The sequence below is a fragment of the Sphingomonas sp. CD22 genome, assembly GCF_034556155.1.
Classification (GTDB): Bacteria; Pseudomonadota; Alphaproteobacteria; order Sphingomonadales; family Sphingomonadaceae; genus Sphingomonas.
Window position 1 is genome coordinate 499210 of sequence record NZ_JAYDYX010000001.1, and the last position, 25309, is coordinate 524518.

Consider the following 25309-nt stretch of genomic DNA (forward strand, 5'->3'; position numbering starts at 1 on the left):
GGCGGTGCCGAAAGGTGCCGCCCTTTTTTATGCCCCCGGCCGGGGGCGGTGGCCATCGACTCTCATTGTCGCTGCCGTAGGTTGCGTTCTACACGCGGGCCGTGCACGCCGTGCGGACGGGCGTGACGAGGGGTAAGCGTTGATCCAGCTTTCGGTGATGGCGGCGGTCCTGTGTGGCGCGGTGCTGGCGGCACTGATCGCCGGCGGCGGTTTCGCGCTGTTCGTCGGCTGGCGGCTGCGCGGCGAGGCCGCGGCGGTGATCGCGCGCAGCCGCGAGGCCGAGGTGCTGCGGAGCGTTTCGCCGGCGATGGCGATGCTGGTGCGCGCCGATGGGCGAATCGAGATGCCGCCGCGGCTGGTCGAATGGCTGGGGCTCTCGGTGGCGCCGCGTTTCCTGGGCGATCTTGCCGCCGAGGGTGCTGGCCTGCCCGCCGAGGAGGCAGAGGCGCTCGCCGCCGACGTGCAGGCGGCGCAGCGCGCGGGGCGCGGCTTCGTCCGGGCGCTGCATCCGATCGGATCGGGGCGGGCGATCACGATCCGCGGCAGCCGCGCGCCGGGCGAGCTGGGCGCGACCGGCGCGGTCGTCATCTGGACGCTCGACGCCACCGACAGCGAGGCGGAGATCACGCATCTGCGCGATCAGGTCGAGCAATTGTCGATCGCCTTCGAGGCGCTGACCGGGCTGATCGAGGCGGCGCCGCTGCCGATGTGGTATCGCAGCGGCGACATGCGGCTCGCGATGGTCAACAGCGCCTATGTCCGTGCCGTCGACGGCGTCGATGCCGCCGACGTCATCGGCCGCCAGCTCGAACTGGTCGAGGGATCGGGGCGCGGCGGGCCGCGCGCCGGCGCGCATGCCGCGCGTGCATCGGGGACGCCGCAGCGCGAGATATTGCCTGCGACAATCGGCGGCGAGCGCCGCTCGCTCGAAGTGCACGACGTGCCGCTGCCGACCGGCGGGGTGGCGAGCTTCGCGGTCGACATCGAGGATCTCGAACAGTCGCGCGCCGGCGCCAAGCGCTTCGCCGATGCGCAGCGCGCGCTGCTCGACCGGCTGTCGGCGGGCGTCGCGCAATTCGGCGCAGACCGCGGCCTCGTCTTCTGCAACCAGCCGTTCCGGCGGATGTTCGCGATGCGCGCCGAATGGCTCGCCGACCGGCCCGAATTCGACCGCGTGCTCGAACGGATGCGCGAGGCGAGCCGCGTGCCCGAGGTGCGCGACTTCCCGAGCTGGAAGGCGGAGCGGCGCGGCTGGTTCGTTCCCGGCGAGACGGCGAGCGAGGAGAATTGGCATCTGCCCGGCGGCACGCATCTGCGCGTCGTCGCGCAGCCGCTGCCCGACGGCGGCCTGCTGACGATCTTCGAGGACCGCACCGAGGAGGTGCAGCTCGCCAGCGCGCGCGACACGCTGCTGCGCGTGCGCACCGCGACCTTCGACAATCTGTTCGAGGCGCTGGCGGTGTTCGCCGCCGACGGCAAGTTGCAGCTCTGGAACAATCGCCTGCGCGCGGTCTGGGGGTTCGAGGAGGAATTCCTCGCCGGCCATCCGCGCGTCGATGCGTTCGCGGCGGCGGCGGCGTCGAAGCTCGCGACGCCCAATCGCGCCGCGCTCATCCCCGAGCTGGTCCGCTCCGCCACCACCGAGCGCCAGCAGCGCGGCGGCCGCGTCGCCTTCGCCGACGGGCGGCATTTCGCCTTCGCCGCGGTGCCGCTGCCCGACGGCAATGCCTTGCTGACGATGCTCGACATCACCGACAGCCGGCGCGCCGAACAGGCGCTGCGCGACCGCGCCAATGCGCTGGAGGCGGCGGACCGGGTCAAGACGCAGTTCGTCGCCAACATGAGCTACGAATTGCGCACGCCGCTGACCTCGATCAGCGGGTTCGCCGAAATGCTGCACGCGGGGTTCGCCGGCAAGCTGACCGCGACCGCCGACGGCTATGTCGAGGCGATCCTGCAATCGGTCGAGCGGCTCGGGCTGCTGATCGACGACGTGCTCGACCTGACGCAGGGCGGCGACGATGCCGAGATCGAGCGCGTCGATGTCGATCTCGCCGCGACGGCGCGCGCCGCGGCGGAGACGATCCGGCCGGCGGCGAAGCGGCGCAAGCTCGACTTCGCGGTCGAGCTGGCGCGCTCGACCGGGCGGGTGCGCGGCGATCCCAAGCGGCTGAAGGAAGTGATCGAGCATCTGCTGCGCCACGCGGTCGCCTCGACGCCAGAGGGCGGGCGCATCCTGCTCCACGCCGACGGCAGCGCGACGGGGGCGCGGATCGTCGTGTCGGACGACGGCTTCGGCATGGATGCGGAGAGTATCGCGCGCGCGTTCGACCGGTTCGGCGAGCCCGGCATGCAGCCGACCGGCGAGCGCGCGCTGGGGCTGGGGCTGCCGCTCGCACGGCAGTTCGTCGAGGCGCATGGCGGGCGGATCGAGCTGGTCTCGCAGCCCGGCGAGGGGACGCTGGTAACGGTGGAGCTGCCGCGGCGATGAGGGGGGTAGGCAATAGGACGACCGGCATCCGGCTGGCCGATCCCGCCGCCACCGAAGCCTTCGGCGCATCGCTCGCCGGGCTCGTCCGCCCCGGCGATGTGATCACGCTGCAAGGCGATCTCGGCATGGGCAAGACGAGCGTGGCGCGGGGCCTGCTCGCCGCGCTCGGGCTCGCGGGCGAGGCGCCGAGCCCCAGCTTCGCGATCGTCCAGCCTTATGAACCGCCCGAGGTCCGGCTGCCCGTGCTCCACGTCGACCTCTACCGGATCGAGGACCCGGACGAGCTGGAGGAACTCGGCCTTGCCGAGGCGCTGACCGATACGCTGCTGCTGGTCGAATGGCCCGAGCGGGCGCCGGGCTATTGGCCGCAGGCGCTGGCGCTCACCTTGCGGCCGGGGCCGGACGACGGACGTATCTTGACAGCCGACGTGCCGGCGTCTTGGAAGCCGCGATGGCCGATATGACCCCGCCCGCCGGCGCGCTGGCGTTCCTCGCAACGCATGGCTGGACGGGCGATATTTCCCCGGTCGCCGGCGATGCCTCGTTCCGCCGCTATTTCCGCGTCGCCAGCGGCGGGCGTAGCGCGATCCTGATGGACGCGCCGCCGCCGCACGAGGACCCGCGGCCGTTCATCCGCATCGCGCAATGGCTGACCGACCACGGCTTCGCCGCGCCCGCGATCCACGCCGCCGATCTCGCGCAGGGGCTCGTCCTGATCGAGGATTTCGGCGACGTGCGGCTGCGCGAGACCGCCGATGCCGGCGAGGCGGCGGCACTGCCGCATTATGCCGCGGCGATCGACCTGCTGGTGGCGCTGCGTGCGCATCCCGCCGGCGATCTGCCGCCGTACGACCGCACGGTGCTGCATCGCGAGGCGGGGCTGTTCGTCGACTGGTATTGCCCCGCGGTCGGGATCACCGTCGACGAGCCGGGTTATCGCGCCGCCTGGGATGCGGTGTTCGATCATGCGCTGACCGAGGCGCCGGTCACCGTGCTGCGCGATTATCATGCCGAGAATCTGATGCTGGTCGGGGCGGAGCAACGGCTCGGACTGCTCGACTTCCAGGATGCGCTCGCGGGTCATCCGGCCTACGATCTCGTCTCGCTGCTGCAGGATGCGCGGCGCGACGTCGATCCGTCGCTGGAGGCGGCGATGCTCGCGCGCTACCGGGCGGCGACGGGGGCGGGCGACGATTTCCTCGCCGCCTATCACGTGCTCGGCGCGCAGCGGAACGCCAAGATCATCGGCATCTTCACCCGGCTGTGGAAGCGCGACGGCAAGCCGCGCTATCCGACGTTGTGCCCGCGCGTCTGGCGCTATCTGGAGCGCGATCTGGCGCAGCCGTCGCTGGCGCCGGTGGCGCGCTGGTTCGACGCCAACGTCCCGCCCGCGCTGCGCGGCGATCCGGCGGCGCTGAGCGCATGACGCGGCAGCGGATCCTGCACCCCGATCCCGGCGGCATCGTGCCGGCGACGGCGATGGTGATGGCCGCCGGCCTCGGCAAGCGGATGCGGCCGCTGACCGCGACGCGCCCCAAGCCCTTGGTCGAGGTCGCGGGCAAGCCGCTGATCGATCACGTCTTCGATCGCCTCGTCGCCGCCGGGGTGCAGCGCGCGGTGGTCAACGTCCATTATCTCGCCGACACGCTCGAGGCGCACGTCACCAACCGCAACGACGGCATCGCGGTGGCGATCAGCGACGAGCGCGCACAATTGCTGGAGACCGGCGGCGGGCTGGTGCAGGCGCGCGGCTTGCTCGGCAACGATCCGGTGCTGGTGATCAACAGCGACAATCTGTGGTTCGACGGGCCGGTCGACACGCTCAAACTGCTCGCGTCGCGCTGGGACGATGCGACGATGGACGCCTTGTTGCTGGTGGTGCCCTATGCGCGCGCCAACAACCATCAGGGGCAGGGCGATTTCCGCATCGCCGCGGACGGGCGGATCATCGCGCGTCGCAAGGCGGCGACGGTCGCGCCCTTCGTCTATACCGGCATCCAGATCCTCCACCCGCGCCTGCTGCGCGACTGGCCGGAGGGGGCGTTCTCCACCAATCTGTTCTGGAACCGCGCGATCGAGGCGGGCCGCGCCTATGCGCAGGTGCATCAGGGGCTGTGGTTCGACGTCGGTACGCCCGCGGCGATCCCGAAGACGGAAGCGCTGATCGCCAATGGCTGAGGCGCGCAGGCCGCACCTCTATTCGATCCCCTCGCACAAGGCGTTCGCCGACACGCTCGTCGCCGGGTTGCTGCGGCGGGCGGGGGGCGATGCGATGGCGCTCGCCCGCGGGTTGGTGCTGTTGCCCAACAATCGTGCGGTGCGCGCGGTGACGAGCGCGTTCGTGCGCGCGAGCGGCGGCGGGCTGCTGCTGCCGCGGCTGGTGACGCTCGGCAGTCCCGATCTCGGCGAGGCAGTCGGCGCGGCGCTCGATCCGGCGGACGAAGGCGCGCCGCCGCCGCCCGCGGTCGCGCCGATGCAGCGGCGGATGATCCTCGCGCGGCTGGTGTTCGAGGAGCGCGCCCGTGCCGGTGCGGCGATCGATGCGGCGGAGGCGGTGCGGCTGGCGGGCGAATTGTGCCACACGCTCGACCAGTTGCTGGTCGAGGAGGTGCCGCCGACGGCGCTGCGCGACATCGATCTCGCGCCGGAGCTGACCGAACATTGGCAGCGCGCGCTGTCGACCTTCACGATCGTGCTCGAACGCTGGCCGGCGGAGCTGGCGCGGCTCGGGCTGATCGATGCGGCGACGCGGCGGCGGTTGCTGCTCGACCGGGTCGCGGAGCGCTGGCGGCAGCAGCCGCCGCAGGGCTTCGTCTGCGCGGCGGGCGTGACCGATCCGGCGCCGGCGGTGGCGCGGCTGTTGCGCTGTGTCGCGGAGGCGCCGCAGGGGATGACGGTGTTCGCCGGCCTCGATCTGGCGATGCCGCAGGAGGAATGGGACGCGCTCGGGCCGCACCAGCCCGATCCCGTCACCGGCCGCATCCGCCGCTCGCTGGAGACGCATCCGCAATATCATCTCAAGCTGATGCTGGAGCGGATGAGCGTCGGCCGCGGCGAAGTGACCAATTGGCCCGGCACCGCGGGGCCGGATGCCGGCGTCGCACGCGGACGGGCGATCGCCAACGCGCTCGCGCCCGCCGCCTTCACCGGCAAATGGACCGAGCTGAAGGCGGAGGACCGGCGGCTGACCGGCGTAGCCGCCGCCGAACTGGCGACCCCCGCGGAAGAGGCGCAGACGATCGCGCTCGCGCTGCGCGGCGCGCTGGAGGAGGAGGGGCGGACCGCGGCCTTGGTGACGCCCGATCGCGCGCTGGCCCGTCGCGTCGCGGTGCATCTGCGCCGCTGGGGGATCGAGGCGAACGATTCGGCGGGTCGGCCGCTGTCGATCCTGCCGCCGGGGACGCTGCTGCTCGCGCTCTCCGAGGCGGCGGCGCAGCGGTTCGCGCCGATGGCGTTGCTCGCGCTGCTCAAACATCCGCTCGTGCGCAACGTGCCGGGCGACCGCGCCATCCGCGGCGCGTGGCTCGACGGCGTGCGCGGGCTCGACCGGGGGCTGCGCGGGCCGCGGCCGGCGGCGGGGCTCGACGGGATCATGGGGCATCTGCTGACCAACACGCGCGACCGCGCGGCGGCGTGGTTCGCCGAGCCGGTCGGGCTGCTCAAGCCGATCGAACTGGTCTTCGAACAGGGCATGCAGCCGCTCCCGGCGTTGCTCGCGGTGTTGCGCGAGACGGCGCAGGCGCTGTGCGGCGACGATCTGTGGTCGGGGCCGGCGGGGCGCGCCGCGGCCGAGTTCCTCGACGCGCTCGAGGCCGACGCGCCCGCCGGGCCGCCGCGGATCGCGCCCGATGGGCTCGCGCCGCTGTTGCGCGGGCTGCTCGACGAGGTCGCGGTGCGGCCGGGCTCTGGCGTCGGCCATCCCCGCATCGCGATCTACGGCCTGATCGAGGCGCGGTTGCAGACCGCCGATCTGATGGTGCTCGGCGGGCTCAACGAAGGCGTATGGCCGGGGCGCCCGGCCCCCGATCCGTGGCTGGCGCCGCGTATCCGTGCGACGCTCGGGCTGCCCGGACTCGAGCGTGCGGTCGGCGTCGCCGCGCATGAATTCGGCCAGGCGCTCGGCGCACCGCAGGCGATCGTGACGCGGGCGCGGCGCGATGCCGCCTCGCCGGCGCTGGCGTCGCGGCTGTGGCTGCGGCTGCAGGCGATGGCGGGCGAGCGCTTCGTCCGCGCGCACGACCTCGAACGCTGGGCGCATGCGCTCGACGATCCCCGTGAGCATGTCCCCGCCGACCGGCCGGCGCCGCTGCCCGATCCGGCGCGCCGCCCAAAGGCGATCTCGGTGACCGAGATCGACCGGTTGAAGGCCGACCCCTATGCCTTCTACGCGCGGCGGGTGCTCGGGCTGATGCCGCTCGATCCCGTCGATGCCGATCCCAGCGCGGCATGGCGCGGCACCGCGGTGCACTACATCCTCGAACAATGGTGGAAGCGTGACCGCTGCGCCGCCGATGCTTTGCTGCCGCGCGCCACCGCGATGCTCGACGACGAGCGGACGCACCCGATGATGCGCGCGCTGTGGCGGCCGCGGCTGGTCGAGGCGATCGACTGGATCGCCAGGACGGTCGCCGCGCAGGATGCCGAGGGCCGCAAGGTCGCCTCGGCGGAGGGCAAGGGGCATATCGAGGTGGCGGGGGTCAAGCTCTCCGGCCGCTACGACCGCGTCGATCGGCTGCCCGACGGCAGCCTCGCGATCGTCGATTATAAGACCGGCAAGCCGCCGTCAGCCGCCGCGGTCAAGGCCGGCTACAGCCTCCAGCTCGGCCTGCTCGGCGCGATCGCCGAGCGCGGCGGGTTCGACGATGTCTCGGGCCGCGCCGGCGGCTTCGAATATTGGTCGCTCGGCAAGAAGCGCGACCAGTTCGGCTATGTCGAAAGCCCGGTCGATGCCGAGGGCAAGCGCGACCGGATCGTCACCACCGACTTCACGACGATCGCGATGAGCAATTTCATCGAGGCGGCGGGCCATTGGCTGACCGGCAACGCGCCGTTCACCGCCAAGCTGGTGCCGGAATATGCGCCCTATGCCGAATACGACCAACTGATGCGCCGGGACGAATGGTATGGCCGGGACTGAGCTTGCCACTTTGCCGCGGCTGAAGGGCGCGCAGGCGGCGGCGAGCGATCCGCACGCGCACGTCTGGCTGTCCGCGTCGGCCGGCACCGGCAAGACGCAGGTGCTCGCCGCGCGCGTGTTCCGGTTGCTGCTGGGCGGGACGCAGCCGGCCGCGATCCTGTGCCTGACCTTCACCAAGGCGGGCGCGGCGGAGATGGCGCAGCGGATCAGCAACCGGCTCGCCGCCTGGGTGCGGATGCCGGGGCCGCAGCTCGCCGCCGACCTCGAAGCGCTCGGCGAGCGCGCGACGCCCGAATTGCAGGCGCGCGCGCGGACGCTGTTCGCGGGCGTGCTCGACGCGCCGGGCGGCGGGCTGCGCATCCAGACGATCCACGGCTTCTGCCAGAGCCTGCTCGCCGCCTTCCCGGTCGAGGCGGGGCTGACCCCCGGCTTCCGCCCGCTGGAGGCCCGCGAGGAGGCGGTGCTGGCGCGCGAGACGCTGGCGACGTTGCTGGTCGAGGCGGAGCGCGACGGCCGCGTCCGCCCGATCGAGACGATCGGCGCGCTGTCGCTGCGCATGGGCGAGGGCGGGGCGGAGAGCTTCCTGCTCGCCTGCGCGCGCTCGCTCATCGCGCTGGAGGCGCTGCCGAGCGGCATCCAGCCGTGGCTGCGCCGCGCGCTTGATCTGCCGCAGGGCGATATCGGCGAGGCGCTGGCGTCCGGCTGCGACGCGATCGACGTCGATCTGGTCGAGCGGCTGGCGGCGGCGAACAAGGCATGGGGCGCGGCCACCGGCCTCGGTCATGCCGAGACGCTCGACCGCTGGCTCGCCGCCGCGCCCGCGGCGCGCGCGGCGAGCTTGCAGGAACTGGCCGGCGTCGTGCTCACCGGCAAGAACGAGCCGCGCAAGGCGTCGAAGAAGCTGGTCGATGCCGAACCCGATTATCCCGAACTCGCCGCGGCGCTCGGCGATCATTGCCTCGACCTGCTCTCGCTCACCCAGCGCGCGGCCTATGCCGATCTGCTCGCCGATGCGCTCGACGTCGGTCGCGATTATGCGCGTGCCTATGCCGCGGCGAAGCGGCGCAACGGCGCGGTCGATTTCGACGATCTGATCGGCGTGACGGTGCGTCTGCTCGAACAGCCCGGGATCGGCGAATGGGTGCGCTACAAGCTCGATTCCGCGACCGAGCATGTGCTGATCGACGAGGCGCAGGATACCAACCTCAACCAGTGGCGGATCGTCACCGCGCTGGCGGGCGAGTTCTTCGTCGGTCGCGGCGTCCATGCGCCCTCGACGCGCACGCTGTTCACCGTCGGCGACTTTAAACAGGCAATCTTCGGCTTCCAGGGCACCGACCCGATCAACTTCCGCTGGGCGGAGGGCCATTTCGCCACCCGCGCCGCCGAGGTCGAGGGGACCGAGGACTGGCCGGAGTCCGAACGCGGCCTGCCGTTCCAGCGATTGTCGCTGACCCATTCGTTCCGCTCGACGCGGCCGATCCTCGAATTCGTCGACGCCGCGGTCGCCGCGGCGGGCGAGCCCGGCCTCGGCGCGATCGGCGCGCTGGAGGATCATGCCAGCGAGGTCCCCGGCCCCGGCACGGTCGAGCTGTGGCCGCCGGTGGTGGCGGGCGGCAGCGACGAGGACGAGGAAGCGTGGATCGACGACGCCGTCCGCGAGCAGGCGGTGCGGATCGCGCGCGCGGTGCGCGACTGGATCGATGCCGGCCTGATGCTGGAGAGCAAGGGCCGGCCGCTGCGCCCCGAGGATGTGATGATCCTCGTCAAGCGCCGCGGCGATCTCGCCTCGCTGATCGTCGCGCGCCTCTATGCCGAGGGCGTGCCGGTGGCCGGCGTCGACCGGTTGCGGCTCAACGCGCCGCTCGCGGTGCAGGATCTGCTCGCCGCGGTGCGCTTCGCGTTGCAGCCGGAGGATGACCTGTCGCTGGCGTCGCTGCTCGTCTCGCCGCTGATCGGCTGGACGCAGGACGAATTGATGCACGCCGCGCCGCGCGATCACGGCAGCCTGTGGCGGCATCTGACGCTGACCCAGTCGGAGGAACGGCTGGCGCCGCTCCGCTCGATGCTGCTGCGCGCCGATATCGCCACGCCCTATCAGTACCTCGAAGAGCTGCTCTCCGGCCCGCTCGACGGGCGGCGCAAGCTGCTGCGCCGGCTCGGTGCGGAGGCGCGCGATCCGATCGAGGAATTGCTCAACGCCGCGCTCGCCTTCGAAACCACCTCGACGCCGTCGATGCAGCGTTTCCTCGACTGGTTCGATCGCGGCGATGTCGAGATCGTCCGCGATCCCTCCGCGCCGCTCGATGCGGTGCGGGTGATGACCGCGCATGGCGCCAAGGGCCTGCAAGCGCCCTTGGTGATCCTCGCCGATGCCACGGTCGATCCGACCGCCGCGCCGCGCGCGCTGGTGCGCTGGTCGCCGGAGCCCGGCGCGCAGCCGATCCCGATCTTCCGCCCGCGCTCCGCCGAGCGCGGCGGCCCGCTCGACGTGGCGATCGGCGAGGTCGAGCGGCGCGAACTGGAGGAACATTGGCGGTTGTTCTACGTCGCCGCGACCCGCGCCGAGGAGCGGCTGGTGATCGGCGGCGCGCTCGGCCCGCGCGCCAAGGGCGAGCCGCCGGTGTCGAGCTGGTATGCCGCCGCCGCGCGCGCCTTCGATGCGCTCGGCGTGGCGGGCGAGGGGCCGCGCGTCTTCACCGGCCGTGTCGCGCAGCCGCCGGTGAAGGCGCGGCCCGCCGCGAAGGCGGAGCGCGTCGAGACGATCGTCCTGCCCGAATGGACGCAGCGCCCCGCGCCGATCGAGAGCCGCCCGTCGCGGCCGCTCGCCCCGTCGGCGGTCGGCGACGACGAGGTCAGCGATCCGCCGCCCGGCCCCGCGATGCGCGCCGCCGCCGAGCGCGGGCGGCTGTTCCATGCTTTGTTCGAGCGCCTGCCCGTGGTCGCACCCGAAGCGCGCGCCGCGAGTGCCGAACGCTGGCTCGCCACCGCGGGCGGCGTCGTCGATCCGGCGATGCGCGCCGAGATCGCCGCGGGCGTGCTCGCGGTGGTGGACGACCCGCGCTTCGCCGACCTGTTCGGCGGCGACGCCCTTACCGAAGCACCGATCGCCGCGACGCTCGCCAACGGGCTCGTCGTCTCGGGCACGGTCGACCGGCTGCTGATCGCGGCGGACCATATCCGCGTCGTCGACTTCAAGACCGGGCGGCGCGTGCCCGACGATGTCGCGGATATCCCGCCCTATCACCTCGACCAGATGGCGGCCTATGCCGCCGCGCTCGCCACCATCTTCCCGGAGCGGCGGATCGAGGCGGCGTTGCTCTATACGAGCGGCCCACGGCTGTTCGTGCTCGCCCCCGCGTTGCTCGACGCGCACAAGCCGCGCTTTCGCGTCCGGGAGCAAAGCTAGGGCGCCGACGGTTGAGCCGAAGTCCGCGCCATCCTAGATGGGCTGCTAAGGAGATTTGATATGGCTACCAAGGCGATTACCGACGCAAGCTTCGACACCGACGTGCTCAAGGCCGACGGTCCCGTGCTCGTCGACTTCTGGGCGGAATGGTGCGGCCCGTGCAAGATGATCGGGCCGAGCCTCGAGGAATTGTCGGAAGAGCTGGGCCAGCAGGTGACGATCGCCAAGCTCAACATCGACGAAAATCCCGATGCCCCCGGCCGCTACGGCGTGCGCGGCATCCCGACGATGATCCTGTTCAAGGGCGGCGCCCCGGCCGCGACCAAGGTCGGCGCCGAGCCCAAGGGCCGCATCAAGGCATGGATCGAAGGCGCATTGGCCTAAGAGGATCAGAGCGTTCGGCCGGAGGGGGGGGCGTCTTACGTCCGCCTGTTTGCCGGCCGAGCGGTATCCACCTCCGCCCCGTCACCCCGGCCTTGAGCCGGGGTCCCGCTCCTCCTTCTACAGGGAGGAGAAGCGTCATGCCGGATCAGGTCCGGCATGACGGAACTTGGTGCGGTGGCACCAGACCCGATCGGCGCTGAAGGCAGGGCTCTTTCAACCGAACAGCAGCTTCGCCGCCTGCTCCCACAATTCGGGCGATGCCGCGGCGAGCATCCCGCGGCGCTGATCGCCGACGTGATAATCCCTGCCGTCCGGCCAGCGCACCACGCCGCCCGCCTCGCGCAGGAACAGCGAACCCGGCGCGTGATCCCAGGGCAGCGTCTTCTGGAACAACGCGACGTCGTTCGTCCCCAGCACCAGCCGCGGATATTGCTCCGCCGCGCAACGCGGCATCGGCGCGACGGTGAACGCCCGTTCGGCGCGGGCGTACAGCGCGGCGATGTCCGCCTCGCTCATATAATAGGTCGCGAGCACCGCCGACGGCCGCTCCCCGCCGCTCGGCCGGGCATGGACCCGCGCGTCGTCGACATAGGCGCCGCCGCCACGCACCGCATGGCATAGCCGGTCGGCGACCGGGTCGAGGATCCACCCCGCCTGCGTCTCGCCATCCTCGACCAAGGCGATCATGATGCCGAACGTGGCGATGCCGCTGGCGTAATTGTTGGTGCCGTCGATCGGGTCGATGATCCACACCCGGCCGTGCTCGATGCCGTCGACCAGCGAGGCGTCCGCCGCCACCGCTTCCTCGCCGACGACGCGGATGCCCGCATCCAGCGCCGCCAGCCCCGTGGTCAGCGCCGCCTCGCTCTCGCGGTCGGCGATCGTCACCATGTCGTCCGCGGCCTTTTCCTCGATCTCGTCGGCGGACAGGTTGCGGAAGCGCGGCAGGACGATCTCCGCCGCCACCCGGCGCATCAGGGTGACGACCGCGTCGTGGTGCGGATGGTGCATGTCAGCTCCTGTAATCGGCGTTGATCGAGATATAGCCGTGGGTGAGGTCGCAGGTCCAAACCGTCGCCGCACCGTCGCCGAGGCCGAGGTCGACGCCGACCTCGATCTCCTGCCCCTTGAGATGCGCGGCGACCGGCGCTTCGTCATAGCCCTCGACCGCCAGTCCCTCGCGCGCGACCTGCGTCTCGCCGAAGCGGATCGACAATCGGTCGCGCTCGGCGGGTTCGCCCGCTTTGCCGACCGCCATGACGACGCGGCCCCAATTGGCGTCCTCGCCGGCGATCGCGGTCTTCACCAGCGGCGAATTGGCGATCGACATCGCGATCCGGTGCGCCGAGGCGTCGCTGTCCGCGCCGGTCACCGCGATCTCGATCAGCTTGGTCGCGCCTTCGCCGTCGCGGACCACCAGCAGCGCGAGCTGCGCGCAGAGATCGGCGAGCGCCGCGGCGAAGGCGTCCGCACCGTCGCTGTCGGCGGCGGCGAGCGGCGCATTGCCCGCCGCGCCGGTGGCGAAGGCGAGCACCGTGTCGCTGGTCGAGGTGTCGCCGTCGACGGTGATGCACGAGAAGGTGTTGCGGTTGGCGGCGTTGAGCGCGGCCTGCAGGAAGCCCGGCGTCACCGCCGCATCGGTGAAGACGAAGCCGAGCATCGTCGCCATGTCCGGCGCGATCATTCCCGAACCCTTGATGATGCCGACCAGCGTCACGGTGGTGCCGTCGACCACGGCGGTGGTCGTCGCGCCCTTGGGATAGGTGTCGGTGGTGCCGATCGTCTCCGCCGCCGCGCGCCAGTCGCAGGGGGTCGCGACGAAGGCGGCGTCGAGCCCCGCCTCCGCCTTGTCGATCGGCAGCGGCACGCCGATCACCCCGGTCGAGGCGACGAACACGTCCGACGGCTGGCAGCCGAGATGCTGCGCGGTGCGCGCGGCGATCGCCTCGACCGCGGCACGGCCGCGATGCCCGGTGAAGGCGTTGGAATTGCCGGCGTTGACCACGAGCGCGCGGGCGGTGCCGAGGGTCAGCGCCTTTCGGCACCATTCCACCTCCGGCGAGGGGCATTTGCTCTGCGTCACGACGCCGGCGACATTGGTCCCCTCGGCGAGCGTGACGAAGGTGAGATCGCAACGGTCCCACGCCTTGTACTGCGCGCGCGCGACATGCGGCACGACGCCGGCGATCGCGGGCAAAGCGGGGAAGCGGGTGGCGAGCGGGGAGATGGACGAAGACATGCCGCTGCCATAGGCTCGTTCCAAGACAGGGCAAAGACGGATGATCGACGAACCGCCACCGGCACGAATCACCGTCCTCGGTCCCGACGCCCTTCGCGGCGGGGCGGGCTCGCGTTTCACGGGCGACGGCCGCAATCTCAGGGTCGCGGTGCTGATTGTGCTCTCGGTCATTCTGGTGGCGAGCGTCGTAGCGGTCGCGTTCGCGGTGAACGCCGGATTCGGCGCGGCCTGGCAGGAGATCGCCGCGCGCCGGGCAGAAGACCAGGCACGTCGCCGACAGGCGGTCGAAGCAGCAATGCGCGAGGACCGCGCCCGCGCTGCCCGTTCGTCCGAGCCGTCCAATCCGGCGGACTGGATCACCTCTGACGACTATCCGATGGCGGCGTTGCGCAATAACGAGGAGGGCATCGTCACCATCACCTGGGCCGTGAATGGCGACGGACGCGTCGATGACTGCAAGACACTGCGCACCAGCGGTCACGATAGTCTGGACCGCGCCGCCTGCGATGCGATCACGCGCCGCGCGCGCTACCCGGCAGTGCCGTCGGGCAGCCTTCCGCGCGTCTTCACCCGTCGTGTCGTCTGGCAAATTCCCCGTTGATCGCGACGGAAGGGCAGTTTGCCGCGCGACTTACGGTGGACGCGGCGGCAGTGGCCGCTTATGGCTCGATCCGTGAATCTGCTGCTTCTCCTGTCTGCACTGCTGTCCGCCCTGACCGGCGGCACGTCGGCGATGCGCACGCCGGCAGCAGCGCATGCCGTCGCGAGCGCGGCGGCCATGGTGGAAGCGCGCGCGATCCCCGCGCGTGTTGCCAGCCGGCCTCCGCAGGCATTGCCGTCGCTGATCGTCGTGGCGACCGATGTCGTTGCCGCCGCGCCGGCCGTGGGCTCCACCGAAGCGCTCTACGCCAGCCGCCGGCGCGAATAGCGCCCGCCGCAGCCCGGGCTGCGACCCATATCTCGTGACCAACGACGCTGCGCGCCTCCGCATCCATCGGACCGTGCGCGCGCTCTTATCCAGGAACCATCCTTATGTTCGGCGGCTTCGCTAAATCGCTCTTCGGCTCGTCCAACGACCGCTACGTCAAATCCCTGAACCCGATCGTCCAGAAGATCGCCGCGTTCGAGCCGACGCTCCAGGCGCTCACCGACGAGCAGCTCGCCGCGCAGACCGCCAAGTTCCGCGAGCAGCTCGCGGGTGGCGCCAAGCTCGACGATCTGCTGCCCGAGGCGTTCGCGACGGTCCGCGAGGCGGCGGTGCGCGTGCTCGGCATGCGCCATTTCGACGTGCAGATGATCGGCGGCATCGTCCTCCACCGCGGCGAAATCGCCGAGATGCGAACCGGCGAGGGCAAGACGCTCGTCGCGACGCTGGCGACCTATCTCAACGCGCTGCCGGGGGAGGGCGTCCACGTCATCACCGTCAACGACTATCTCGCCGCGCGCGACGCCGAGTGGATGGGGCAGGTGTATCGCTTCCTCGGCCTGACCGTCGGCACGATCATCCCCAACCTCACCGACGAACAGCGCCGCGCCGCCTACAACAGCGACATCACCTACGGCACCAACAACGAATTCGGCTTCGATTACCTGCGCGACAACATGAAGTACGAGCGCAGCTCGATGGTGCAGCGCGCCTTCGGCATGGCGATCGTCGACGAGGTCGATTCGGTGCTGATCGACGAGGCGCGCACGCCGCTGATCATCTCCGGCCCGACCGACGACAAGTCGGAGCTTTACATGAGCGTCGATGCGATCGTGAAGCAGCTCAACCCCGACGATTACGAGAAGGACGAGAAGCAGAAGTCGATCATCCTGACCGAAAGCGGCACCGAGCGGATCGAGCGGATGCTCGAGGCGGCGGGCCTGCTGGAAGGCGCCAACCTCTACGATTTCGAGAACACGCAGGTCGTCCACCACGTCAACCAGTCGCTGCGCGCGAACATGATGTTCAAGGCCGACACCGACTATATCGTCAAGGACGGCAAGGTCATCATCATCGACGAATTCACCGGTCGCATGATGGACGGCCGCCGCTGGTCGGACGGCCTGCACCAGGCGGTCGAGGCCAAGGAGGGCGTGCAGATCGAGCCCGAGAACCAGACGATGGCGTCGATCACCTTCCAGAATTATTTCCGCATGTACCCCAAGCTGTCGGGCATGACCGGCACCGCGGCGACCGAGGCGGCCGAATTCTACGACATCTACAAGATGAACGTCGTCACCATTCCGACCAACGTCGGCGTCCGCCGCGTCGACGAGGAGGACGAATTCTACAAGGACACCACCGACAAGTTCCGCGCGATCGCCAAGAAGATCCGCGAGCATGCCGCGCTGGGGCAGCCGGTGCTGGTCGGCACCGTGTCGATCGAAAAGTCCGAGCTGCTCAGTGAATTCCTCACGCAGGAGGGCGTCGACCACAAGGTACTCAACGCGCGCTACCACGAGATGGAGGCGCATATCGTCGCGCAGGCCGGCCGCAAGGCGGCGGTGACGATCGCGACCAACATGGCGGGCCGCGGCACCGACATCAAACTCGGCGGCAATCTCGAATTCCGCATGCTCGACGAGCATCCCGACCTCGTCGAGGGCACGCCGGAATATGAGGCCGAGGCGACGCGCATCCGCGCCGAGATCGAGGCCGAGAAGCAGGAGGTGCTCGCCGCCGGCGGGCTGTTCGTGCTCGGCACCGAGCGCCACGAGAGCCGCCGCATCGACAACCAGCTGCGCGGCCGGTCGGGCCGCCAGGGCGATCCCGGCCTGTCGCGCTTCTATCTCAGCCTCGACGACGATCTGCTCCGCATCTTCGGACCCGATACGTTGTTCGCCAAGATGATGCGCAACAATATCGAGGACGGCGAGGCGATCGGCAGCAAGTGGCTGTCGAAGGCGATCGAGACCGCGCAGAAGAAGGTCGAGGCGCGCAACTACGACATCCGCAAGCAGGTCGTCGAATATGACGACGTGATGAACGACCAGCGCAAGGTCATCTACGAACAGCGCGCCGACATCATGGACGCCGATGCGGTCGGCGACGTCGTCAGCGACATGCGCACCGAGACGGTCAACGTCATCGTCGGCGGTGCCTGCCCGCCCAATTCTTATCCCGAGCAATGGGATATCGCGGGGATGAAGGCGGGGCTGACCGAGATCCTCAACCTCGACCTGCCGGTCGACGACTGGCTGGCCGAAGAGGCGATCGATCCCGAGATCGTCGAGGAGCGCGTCCGCGAGGCCGCCGACGCGGCGATCGCCGCCAAGGCTGCCGAGCTCGAGCCGGAGACGTGGACGCAGGTCGAGAAGTCGATCCTGCTCCAGAACCTCGACCATCACTGGAAGGAGCATCTCGCGACGCTCGACGCGCTGCGTCAGGTCGTCCACCTGCGCGCCTATGCGCAGAAGACGCCGATCAACGAATATAAGCAGGAGGCGTTCTCGCTGTTCCAGCGCATGCTCGATTCGATCCGCGAGGACGTGACCAAGACGATCGCTTATGCGCAATTCCAGATGCAGGAAGCCCCGCAACTCCCCGAGCTGCCCGACTTCATCACGACGCATTTCGACCCGTTCACCGGCGAGGACGATTCGAACGACATCGACGCGGGGACGCTCGGCCGGATCACCACGCAGATCCCGCCGCTGCAGATGATCCAGCCGGATGCCGAGGCGATGCTCGGCGACAATCCGGAACATTGGGAAGGCCGCGTCAACCGCAACGCGCCATGCCCGTGCGGCTCGGGCCGCAAATACAAGCATTGCCACGGCGCCGTCACCGCCTGAGCCCCCGGCGCCTCTTCCGTCACCCCGGCCTTGCGCCGGGGTACAGCAAGGGTTTCGCCGAGCGAGCGGCCTACCGGCAACGCCAACACGAAAAAGGCCGGATCACCGCAGGGGGATCCGGCCTTTTGCCGTTACGCGAACCGCACGTTATTTCGGCAGCACCACCGTCGGTCCGATGCTGTCCACCACCGCGCGGGCGTTGAACGCGCGCAGGTTGTCGCGCGGGATCGGGCCCTTGCGCATCACGATCTCCGCGGTCGCCTCGTAGCGGTCGATCGTGCGGATATCGAAATCGTTGCCCCACGGGCCGCCGCCGAAGCCGCCGCCGAACCACGGGTCCCAGCTGCGCCAGCCGAAACCGCGGCCGTAATAGCGCCACGACGGACCCCAATAGCCGCCGAAGCCGCCATAGCCCCAGCCGCCGCCGACGCCCGGCGTGCTGTAGGTACGCGACTGAAGGTCGGTGTCGCGATTGGCCATGACGAAATAATCATAGCCGTTCTGCAGCGTCAGCTCCGCGGCGCGGAACAGCAGATAGCGTTCCACCGTGTCGCGCGACGTGACGCTGTTGCCGGCGAAGCTGACGAGATAGCGATCGGGTTCGATCCGGCGATCGCTGTAGCCGGTGCGGTTGAAGCCCTGCCCGGTGGCGGGGCGATAGGTGGTCTCGGTCGCGCAGCCCGCGACCATCAGCGTGGAGGCGGCGAGCGCCGCGACCACGGCCTTGCGGCCCAGATGACTCATGACTCCAATACTCCATTCGCTCGCGGATGCGGCGAACCGTGCCGCCTATACACCGTCCCAGTGGAACGAGCGATGAACGACTTGGCTCCCGTCCGCAACGCTTCGCCGCGGTTCACGCGCCGATCAGGTGCAGCGCCAGGCTGCGCCGATGCGGGCTGGTGCGGTGTTCGAACAGATAGATGCCCTGCCACGTCCCCAGCGCCGGCGCGCCGTCGATCACCGGGATCGACAGTTGCACGCCGGTCAGGGCGGTGCGCAGGTGCGCGGGCATGTCGTCCGGCCCTTCGTCGTCATGTTCATAGTCGCGGCTCTCGGGCGCGAGGCGGTTGAAGAAGGCTTCCATGTCGCGGCGCACCGCCGGGGCGGCATTTTCCTGGATCACCAGCGACGCCGAGGTATGCCGGCAGAATACGGTGAGCAGCCCTGCATCCATATCCTGCGCCGCCACCCAGCGGACGATGTCGCCGGTCACCTCCAGCAGGCCCTGCCGCCGCGTCTCGACGCGCAGGATGGTCGTGGCTTGCCGCATGTCAGATCCCTTTCCGGCCCGCAGCATCAACGATCGGCGCGCGCTTGCGTTCTGCCGAGGCGCAATTCACGGTCGGCAAGCAATGCCGAGAGGTCAGGCGAGTTTGGCGATCTCCGCGGCGTTCAGCGTGCGGCGGAGGTTCGGCTCGGGACCTTCGAGCACCAGATAGGCCGACTCGCGCGCGGCCGAGTCGAGCCGCAGCCAACGGTCGAGGCATTCGCGCACCGGCGCGCGCCAGGGCTGATGGATCGAGGCGACGAGCTGGGCGGTGACGGGGCAGGGCGAATCCACGATGAGGTCCTGTGCCAGGGTGGTGCGGTACGACCATCCTAGACCCAATTCGCGACGCATGCATTAACGCTGGTGATCCCGCTGCCGCGGGACGGCGTTTATTCCGGTCTGGTCAGCTTGCGCCGGTCCGCAAGTGCCAGGACGACGGGCGTGGCCAATAGCGCGATGCCGAGCGCCCCGATCGCAATTTCCAGGAAGATCATCATGCATCTCTCTCCAGCGGGAACGTGTCGTTCCTCATCTGGCCGGATGATGTCGCGTTCGGCGACCGGGTGCAATGCTTAAATTACTAGTGGTTACGCTGCGCCGCAATATAGTTGCTAGCTAAAGGACGCCACAGCAAGGTCTGGATCAGCGGATGGCAACGGCGGTTTCTTGTTCCACCCCGCCGGAACACCGATGGCCGGTCGGTCCTTACAGACCGTGCGGCGTCGATGCGGCACATCGCATCGCATCACGGTGTCGTCCCTGCTATCCCGCGTGCAGACGCGACGGTCCTCGCACCGTCCGCCACCACGGAGACCGATCGATCCACTGGAAACCCAAGCATATCGTCGCGCTGCCGCGCATCTGGCGCACCATGGCGACCGAAGGCGTCGATCACGACGGCGTATTGCGGCAGATCGCGGAGGAGGCCGGCTGGTCGGGCCGCTACGCCTTTCTGATCGTCATCTCCGCGGCGATTTCGCTGCTCGGCCTGCTGATGCCGTCGGTCGCGGTGCTGATCGGCGCGATGCTGCTGTCGCCGCTGATGATGCCGATCATCGGACTGGGCTTCGGCATCGCGACGCTCGATTTCCACGACATCCGCCGGGCCGCGACCGCGCTGGTCCTCGGCGCGGTGACCGCCGTGACGCTGTCGGTGGTGCTGATCCGGCTGTCGCCGGTGCAGACGATCACCAGCGAGATCGCCGGCCGGACGCAGCCGACTTTGTTCGACCTGCTCGTCGCGCTGCTCTCGGCGATCGCGGGCGGTTATGCGCTGATCCGCGGCCGTGGCGGCACGGTGGTGGGCGTCGCCATCGCGATCGCGCTGATGCCGCCGCTGGTCGTCGTCGGCTTCGGCATCGCGACGTGGAACTGGGTGGTCTTCTCCGGCGCGCTGCTGCTGTTCCTCACCAATGCGATCACCATCGCGCTGACCGCGGCGCTGGTCGCGCGCTGCTATGGTTTCGGCAGCCATCTGTCGCCGCGGCACACCGGCTGGCAGCTCGTGTTGTTCGCGGTGGCGATCGGCGTGCTGTCGATCCCGCTCGGCGCCGGGCTGCGCCGCATCGCGTTCGAGGCGGTCGCGCAGCGGCAGGTCCGCGACGCGCTGGATGCGGATTTCCCGCCCGGGGCACGGCTCAGCCAGGTCGAGATCGATCACGGCGCCGACCCGGTCCGCGTCCGCGCCGTGATGCTGACGCCGCGGATCGAGCCGGGTGCCGATCGCAAGCTCGCCGCCGATCTGCGCGCGCGGCTGGGACGCCCGGTCGACGTCCATATCGATCAGGTCCGGATTTCGCCCGAGACGGGCGCGGTCGAGGCGGCGCAGATCGCCCGCGCCGGCAAAAGCGACGCGCTCATCGCCACCCGCGCCCGCGACCGCGCGATCGCCGATGTCGCGCTGATCGCCGGCGTGCCCGCCACCGCGGTCGCGCTCGACCCGTCCGGCCATGACATCCGCGCCACCGCCGCCCCGCTGCCCGGCCTCGGCATCGCGGGTTATCGCGATCTGGAGCGCCGCGCCGCTGCCGCCGCCGCCGACTGGCAGGTCAGGCTCGTGCCGCCGGCGGACGTCGCGCTGCCCGGCGTGACGATCGATGCCGGCGTCATCGACGATGCCGCGCTGGATGCCGCGGCCTGGGTCTCCACCCGACGCGGCCAGCCGCTGACGGTGAACGGCGGCACGTTGCGCCAGCGCACCGCGATTGCGGAGGGTATCGTCGCCCGCGGCGGCCAGGCGGCGCCCGGCACGCCCGGCGGCCGCCTCCGCCTGGCGTGGCCGGCAACGAATCGCGAAACTCCGCCGCGAAACGGCGAAGGTGGAACAACATCGGGAAGGGGAGAGAGTGCAAACGCTGACCCGGCGGCATCGGCGCCCGGGTGAAAATGGCTCCCTGAGTAGGATTCGAACCTACGGCCGCTCGATTAACAGTCGAGAGCTCTACCGCTGAGCTATCAGGGAACGTTGCGTCGTGGAGGGGGTCTATAGCCGCCAGAAATCGGAGTGCAACCCCGTTGTCACCTTTTTCCACAGCTTCGTGTCAGGAGACGAACTGCTCCATCGTGATGCGGTCGTCGAGCGCATGTTCGGGGTCGAACAGCAGCGTCAGCTCGCGCGCGCGGTCCATGCAGATCGCCACCTCGGCGACGTCGCGGAATTCGCGCTGGTCGGCGACCGCCGAGACCGGGCGCTTGGCGGGATCGAGCACGCGCAACGTGATCCGCGCCTTGTCGGGCAGGATCGCGCCGCGCCAGCGCCGCGGGCGGAACGGGCTGATCGGGGTCAGCGCCAGCATGTTCGAACCCAGCGGCAGGATCGGCCCCTGCGCCGACAGGTTGTAGGCGGTCGATCCCGCCGGCGTCGCGACGAGGATGCCGTCGCAGGCGAGTTCGGGCATGACGATGCGGTCGTTGACCGTCACCTCCAGCTTGGCGGTCTGCCGCGTCTCGCGCAGCAGCGACACTTCGTTGATCGCCGGCGCCTGATGGATGCGGCCGTCGATGCCGGTGATCGTCGCGGCGAGCGGCGTCACCTTGAACGACTTGGCGCGATCGAGCCGTTCGCCGATTCCGTGGCGGCGCCATTCGTTCATCAGGAAACCGACCGTGCCGAGGTTCATCCCGAACACCGGCACCGCCGCGCCGCGCCGGTCGAGCAGGCCGTGCAGCGTCTGCAGCATGAAGCCGTCGCCGCCCAGCGCGATGATCACGTCCGCCTCGGCGGGGTCGACCCAGTCGAGCGCGTCGGCAAGCTCCGCCGCCGCGGCCTGCGCGGGTGCCGTCGGGGAGGCGACCAGCGCCCGCCGCTCGTAGCTCATCCGCCGGTGACGCTCATGTGGCGCGAGACGGCGGGGGCGGCGTCGCGGCCGATGCGAAAATCGTGCCGCGCCGGCTTGCGGGTAAGGCCGAGGTCGATCGCCGCGTCGAGCCCGTCGATCCCGCCGTCGCGCAGCGCCGCCTTGAGGTCGACCTGATCGTCATGGCCGAGGCACAAATACAGCTTGCCCTCGGTGGTCAGCCGCACGCGGTTGCAGCCGTCGCAGAAATTCGCGGTGAGCGGCGAGATCAGACCCAGCTTCGTCGCCGTCCCCTCGACCCGCCAGTAGCGCGCCGGCCCGCCGGTGCGATGCGCGTCGCGGTGCAGCGCGAACCGCGTCTGCAGGTCGGCGAGCACGCGGGTCAGCGGTACGAAGCGGTCGGTACGGTCCTCGTCGATCGCGCCCAGCGGCATCGTCTCGATCAGCGACAGATCGTGACCCTCGGCGACGCACCAGCGCAGCATCGCGGGAATCTCGTCCTCGTTGAGCCCGGCGAGCGCGACCATGTTGATCTTGACCGCCAGCCCGACCGCCTTGGCCGCCGCGATGCCGCGCAGCACCTGGTCGAGATCGCCGTGGCGGGTGATGTAGCGGAAGCGCTCGGCATCCAGGCTGTCGAGGCTGACGTTGATCCGCTGGATGCCGGCATCGACCATCTCCTGCGCATATTGGTCGAGCCGCGTCGCATTGGTGGTCATCGTCAGTTCGTCGAGCCCGCCGTCGGCCCCCACGTGCCGGCCGAGCCGCCGCACCAGATCGCCGACGTCGCGGCGCACCAGCGGCTCGCCGCCCGACAGCCGGATCTTGGTCACGCCGCGCGCGATGAAGCGTTCGGCGATGATCGCGATCTCGTCGAGGCTCAGCAACTTGGCACGCGGCAGGAAGGTCATCTGCTCGGCCATGCAATAGCGGCAGCGCAGGTCGCACCGGTCGGTGACCGAGATGCGCAGATAGCGGATGGTGCGACCCTGGGGATCGACCAGCGCCGCGGCGGATTGGGGGAGAACGCTGGTCATAGGATTGAGCTAAGCGGTCAACCGTCCAGCGACAAGTCCGTTCCCTTTCGACGGATCGCCTCAGCCGCCATTGCCGCTTTGCGGTCAGGGGCTTAGGCAGGGGGCAATGGGTATCGAGGCCGAGCGGGCGACGCTGTTCATCGTTTCGGGCGCGGCCCGCATCGCGGTCGACGCCGCTGTCGGCGATCTGCCCGGCTGGCGCATCGTCGCCGACGACGGCGGCGAGGGGGTCGCGGCGCGCGCGCTGGCGAACCGGCCTGCGCTGTTGCTGGTCGACGGCCGCGGCGATCCCGCCGGCGGCCTCGCCGGCGTCCGTGCGCTCGGCGGCCTCGCCGGGGCGACCGGCGGCGCGTTGCTCGCGGTGATCGACGACGGCGACGCGCTCGACGAGCTGCACGACGCGGGCGCCACCCACTTCCTGATCGATCGCGGCGATCCCGCCGAACTCCACCAGGCGATCCGCTTCGCCGCGCGCACGCCGCCGCGCGAGCCCGGCGAGCGCCGTGGCCGCGGCATCGGCATCAGCGTCGAGGCGGGCGATGCCGACGCATGGATCGGCAGCCGCCTCGCCGCGGGCACGCCGGTCGGCGTGCTGATGATCGCGCTGTCGCGGCTCGACATCCTCAACGCGGCGCGCGGCCGCGCGGTCGGCGATGCGCTGATCGCCGCGGCGCGCGCGCGGGTCGAGGCGATCACGCTCGCGCTGCTCGGGCCGGCGGGCTTCGTCGCCGCACCCGCTGGCGGCGACATGATCGTCGCCTCCGCCGCATCGCCCGCGATGCTCGCCACGCTCGCCGCCGCGCTCGACGCGGCGCTCGCGCAGCCGCTGCTGGTCGGCGCGCGTCAGGCGGTGCTCGGCAGCCGCTGGGGCATGGCGGCGAGCGGCCCCGGCGACGATGCCGCGCGCCTGCTCCGCCGCGCCGGCGAGGCGCTGGTCGCCGCCAAGGCGAGCGACGGCGCGATGATCCGCGTCGCCGGGCCGGAGGGCGCCGCGCCGCTCGATTCGCTGGCGATCGACCTCCACCTCGCGATCGAACGCGGCGAGATCGACGTACTCTTCCAGCCGCAGGCACGGATCGACGCGCGGACGATCATCGGCGTCGAGGCCTTGGCGCGCTGGCATCACGGCCGGCTCGGTCCGCTCGGCGCCGACGCGCTGTTCGCCGCCGCGGATCGCGCCGACCTCGGCATCGCTTTGTCCGATCACATCCAGCGGCTGGTGCTCGCCCGCGTCGCCGCCTGGCCCGCCGCGCTGTCGGCCCTGCGCGTCTCGCTCAACCTCACCGCCGGCGATCTCGGCCGGCCGGGCTTCGCCGCGCTGTTCCTCGACCGGGTCGCGGCGAGCGGCGTGCCGTTCGACCGCCTCACCGTCGAGATCACCGAGACCGGCGCGATCCGCAATCTGGAGGCCGCCGCCGACGTCCTCGCCACGCTGCGCGCTGCGGGCGTCCGCGTCGCGCTCGACGATTTCGGCACGGGTTATTCCAGCCTCGCCTATCTCACCGCATTGCCGCTCGATTATCTCAAGCTCGACAAGGCGCTCGCCTGCGGCATCGCCGCGACCGCGCGCCAGCGCGGCGTCGTCCGCGCGGTGATGACGCTGGCGCGCTCGCTCGACCTGCCGGTGATCGCCGAGGGGGTGGAGACCGATACCCAGCGCGCGCTGCTCGCCGCGGAGGGCTGCGCCTATCTGCAAGGCTATTGGCTCGCCGAACCGCTCGACGAGGCCGCGCTCGCGGCGATGGTCAAGGGGGACGGATGCTGATCGTACCGATATTGCTGGCCGCCGCGGCGCCGACGACGGCCGAAGCGGCGATCACCGCGGTAATGACCGACAGCGCGGCGGGGTGGAGCGCCGGCGACATGCCGCGCTTCCTCGCGGTCTATGCCGACGACGCCGTGTTCGTGACCAGGGACGGCCTCGTCCGCGGCAAGCCGGCGATCGCCGCGCGCTATGCGAAGAACTACGGTGCCGATCCCGCCGCGCGGGGGCGTCTGTCGTTCCGCATGCTCGGCTTCCGGCGGATCGACGCGGATCATCAGATGCTCTGGGCGAACTGGCGGCTCGACTATCCCGGCGGCAAGCAGGATTCAGGCGTGACTTCGCTGCTGTTCGAGCGCCGGGCGGCGGGCTGGAAGATCGTCTCCGACCATAGCAGTTGAGCGGAATAGGGCGGCGTTCGATCAGCCAGCTCCCGCCTATTCTCTCCCTCCGTCACCGCTTCGCGGCGCCACCTCCCCCTGGCGGGGGAGGACCAGGCAC

At 70.5% G+C, this 25309-nt stretch carries 20 protein-coding genes and 1 tRNA gene; 13 read left to right on the forward strand and 8 right to left on the reverse strand.

Going from position 1 to position 25309, the window contains the following annotated elements:
• The first annotated feature begins 139 nt into the window (after positions 1-139).
• The 7 genes from SFC76_RS02265 to trxA are packed head-to-tail and all read left to right on the forward strand — an operon-like array spanning position 140 to position 11421.
• Entirely contained in the window at positions 140-2491 is a 2352-nt protein-coding gene (locus SFC76_RS02265) for a PAS-domain containing protein (RefSeq protein WP_322847856.1), read from the forward strand.
• Positions 2488-2955 (forward strand): tRNA (adenosine(37)-N6)-threonylcarbamoyltransferase complex ATPase subunit type 1 TsaE, encoded by a 468-nt coding sequence (gene tsaE / locus SFC76_RS02270; protein ID WP_322847857.1) that lies wholly within the window; start codon positions 2488-2490, stop codon positions 2953-2955. The genes SFC76_RS02265 and tsaE overlap by 4 nt, the downstream gene beginning before the upstream one ends.
• Complete coding sequence (locus SFC76_RS02275; RefSeq protein WP_322848061.1) at positions 2952-3917, forward strand: aminoglycoside phosphotransferase family protein; 966 nt, start codon at positions 2952-2954, stop codon at positions 3915-3917. Before tsaE ends, SFC76_RS02275 begins: the two co-directional genes overlap by 4 nt.
• Entirely contained in the window at positions 3914-4669 is a 756-nt protein-coding gene (locus tag SFC76_RS02280) for a nucleotidyltransferase family protein (RefSeq protein ID WP_322847858.1), read from the forward strand. Before SFC76_RS02275 ends, SFC76_RS02280 begins: the two co-directional genes overlap by 4 nt.
• A complete protein-coding gene (addB, locus tag SFC76_RS02285; RefSeq protein ID WP_322847859.1) occupies positions 4662-7628 on the forward strand; it encodes a double-strand break repair protein AddB in 2967 nt (988 codons plus the stop codon). The genes SFC76_RS02280 and addB overlap by 8 nt, the downstream gene beginning before the upstream one ends.
• A complete protein-coding gene (addA, locus tag SFC76_RS02290) occupies positions 7615-11037 on the forward strand; it encodes a double-strand break repair helicase AddA (RefSeq protein ID WP_322847860.1) in 3423 nt (1140 codons plus the stop codon). Before addB ends, addA begins: the two co-directional genes overlap by 14 nt.
• 60 nt (positions 11038-11097) lie before the next feature.
• The gene (trxA, locus tag SFC76_RS02295; RefSeq protein WP_322847861.1) at positions 11098-11421 is read left to right on the forward strand and encodes a thioredoxin TrxA; all 324 of its coding nucleotides are present in this window, start codon (positions 11098-11100) and stop codon (positions 11419-11421) included.
• 213 nt (positions 11422-11634) lie between these two features.
• Here trxA and SFC76_RS02300 read toward each other — a convergent pair whose 3' ends face one another.
• On the reverse strand, positions 11635-12432 hold the full coding sequence (locus SFC76_RS02300) for an inositol monophosphatase family protein (RefSeq protein ID WP_322847862.1): 798 nt from the start codon (positions 12430-12432) through the stop codon (positions 11635-11637).
• Between the two features lies 1 nt (position 12433).
• Positions 12434-13660: a bifunctional glutamate N-acetyltransferase/amino-acid acetyltransferase ArgJ gene (gene argJ, locus SFC76_RS02305; protein WP_322847863.1), complete on the reverse strand. Its 1227-nt coding sequence runs from the start codon at positions 13658-13660 to the stop codon at positions 12434-12436.
• A gap of 40 nt (positions 13661-13700) precedes the next feature.
• On the opposite strand from argJ, the gene SFC76_RS02310 reads away from it, so the two are divergent.
• The 3 genes from SFC76_RS02310 to secA all read left to right on the forward strand — a co-directional run bounded on the left by SFC76_RS02310 (position 13701) and on the right by secA (position 17440).
• On the forward strand, positions 13701-14261 hold the full coding sequence (locus SFC76_RS02310) for an energy transducer TonB (RefSeq protein ID WP_322847864.1): 561 nt from the start codon (positions 13701-13703) through the stop codon (positions 14259-14261).
• A 72-nt stretch (positions 14262-14333) separates the two neighbouring features.
• A complete protein-coding gene (locus SFC76_RS02315) occupies positions 14334-14588 on the forward strand; it encodes a hypothetical protein (protein ID WP_322847865.1) in 255 nt (84 codons plus the stop codon).
• Between the two features lie 104 nt (positions 14589-14692).
• Positions 14693-17440 (forward strand): preprotein translocase subunit SecA, encoded by a 2748-nt coding sequence (gene secA, locus SFC76_RS02320; RefSeq protein ID WP_322847866.1) that lies wholly within the window; start codon positions 14693-14695, stop codon positions 17438-17440.
• 147 nt (positions 17441-17587) lie between these two features.
• On the opposite strand, the gene SFC76_RS02325 is transcribed toward secA, so the two are convergent.
• The 3 genes from SFC76_RS02325 to SFC76_RS02335 all read right to left on the reverse strand — a co-directional run bounded on the left by SFC76_RS02325 (position 17588) and on the right by SFC76_RS02335 (position 19064).
• Positions 17588-18184, reverse strand: coding sequence for a CC0125/CC1285 family lipoprotein (locus tag SFC76_RS02325; RefSeq protein WP_038660133.1), 597 nt, complete (start codon positions 18182-18184; stop codon positions 17588-17590).
• 112 nt (positions 18185-18296) lie between these two features.
• Positions 18297-18713: a secondary thiamine-phosphate synthase enzyme YjbQ gene (locus SFC76_RS02330; protein ID WP_322847867.1), complete on the reverse strand. Its 417-nt coding sequence runs from the start codon at positions 18711-18713 to the stop codon at positions 18297-18299.
• A gap of 93 nt (positions 18714-18806) precedes the next feature.
• A complete protein-coding gene (locus SFC76_RS02335) occupies positions 18807-19064 on the reverse strand; it encodes a hypothetical protein (RefSeq protein WP_322847868.1) in 258 nt (85 codons plus the stop codon).
• Positions 19065-19584: 520 nt separating this feature from the next.
• Here SFC76_RS02335 and SFC76_RS02340 point away from each other — a divergent pair.
• Positions 19585-21096 (forward strand): DUF389 domain-containing protein, encoded by a 1512-nt coding sequence (locus tag SFC76_RS02340; protein WP_322847869.1) that lies wholly within the window; start codon positions 19585-19587, stop codon positions 21094-21096.
• A 3-nt stretch (positions 21097-21099) separates the two neighbouring features.
• On the opposite strand, the gene SFC76_RS02345 is transcribed toward SFC76_RS02340, so the two are convergent.
• From SFC76_RS02345 to moaA, 3 genes are all read right to left on the reverse strand, one after another.
• A tRNA-Asn gene (locus SFC76_RS02345) sits at positions 21100-21174 on the reverse strand.
• A 79-nt stretch (positions 21175-21253) separates the two neighbouring features.
• Positions 21254-22030, reverse strand: coding sequence for an NAD kinase (locus SFC76_RS02350; RefSeq protein WP_322847870.1), 777 nt, complete (start codon positions 22028-22030; stop codon positions 21254-21256).
• Positions 22027-23046, reverse strand: coding sequence for a GTP 3',8-cyclase MoaA (gene moaA / locus SFC76_RS02355; RefSeq protein ID WP_322847871.1), 1020 nt, complete (start codon positions 23044-23046; stop codon positions 22027-22029). Before moaA ends, SFC76_RS02350 begins: the two co-directional genes overlap by 4 nt.
• A gap of 106 nt (positions 23047-23152) precedes the next feature.
• Here moaA and SFC76_RS02360 point away from each other — a divergent pair, with 106 nt between their 5' ends.
• Positions 23153-24811, forward strand: a complete 1659-nt coding sequence (locus SFC76_RS02360) for an EAL domain-containing protein (protein WP_322847872.1) — start codon at positions 23153-23155, stop codon at positions 24809-24811.
• On the forward strand, positions 24805-25209 hold the full coding sequence (locus SFC76_RS02365) for an SgcJ/EcaC family oxidoreductase (protein ID WP_322847873.1): 405 nt from the start codon (positions 24805-24807) through the stop codon (positions 25207-25209). Before SFC76_RS02360 ends, SFC76_RS02365 begins: the two co-directional genes overlap by 7 nt.
• The last annotated feature ends 100 nt before the right edge of the window (positions 25210-25309 follow it).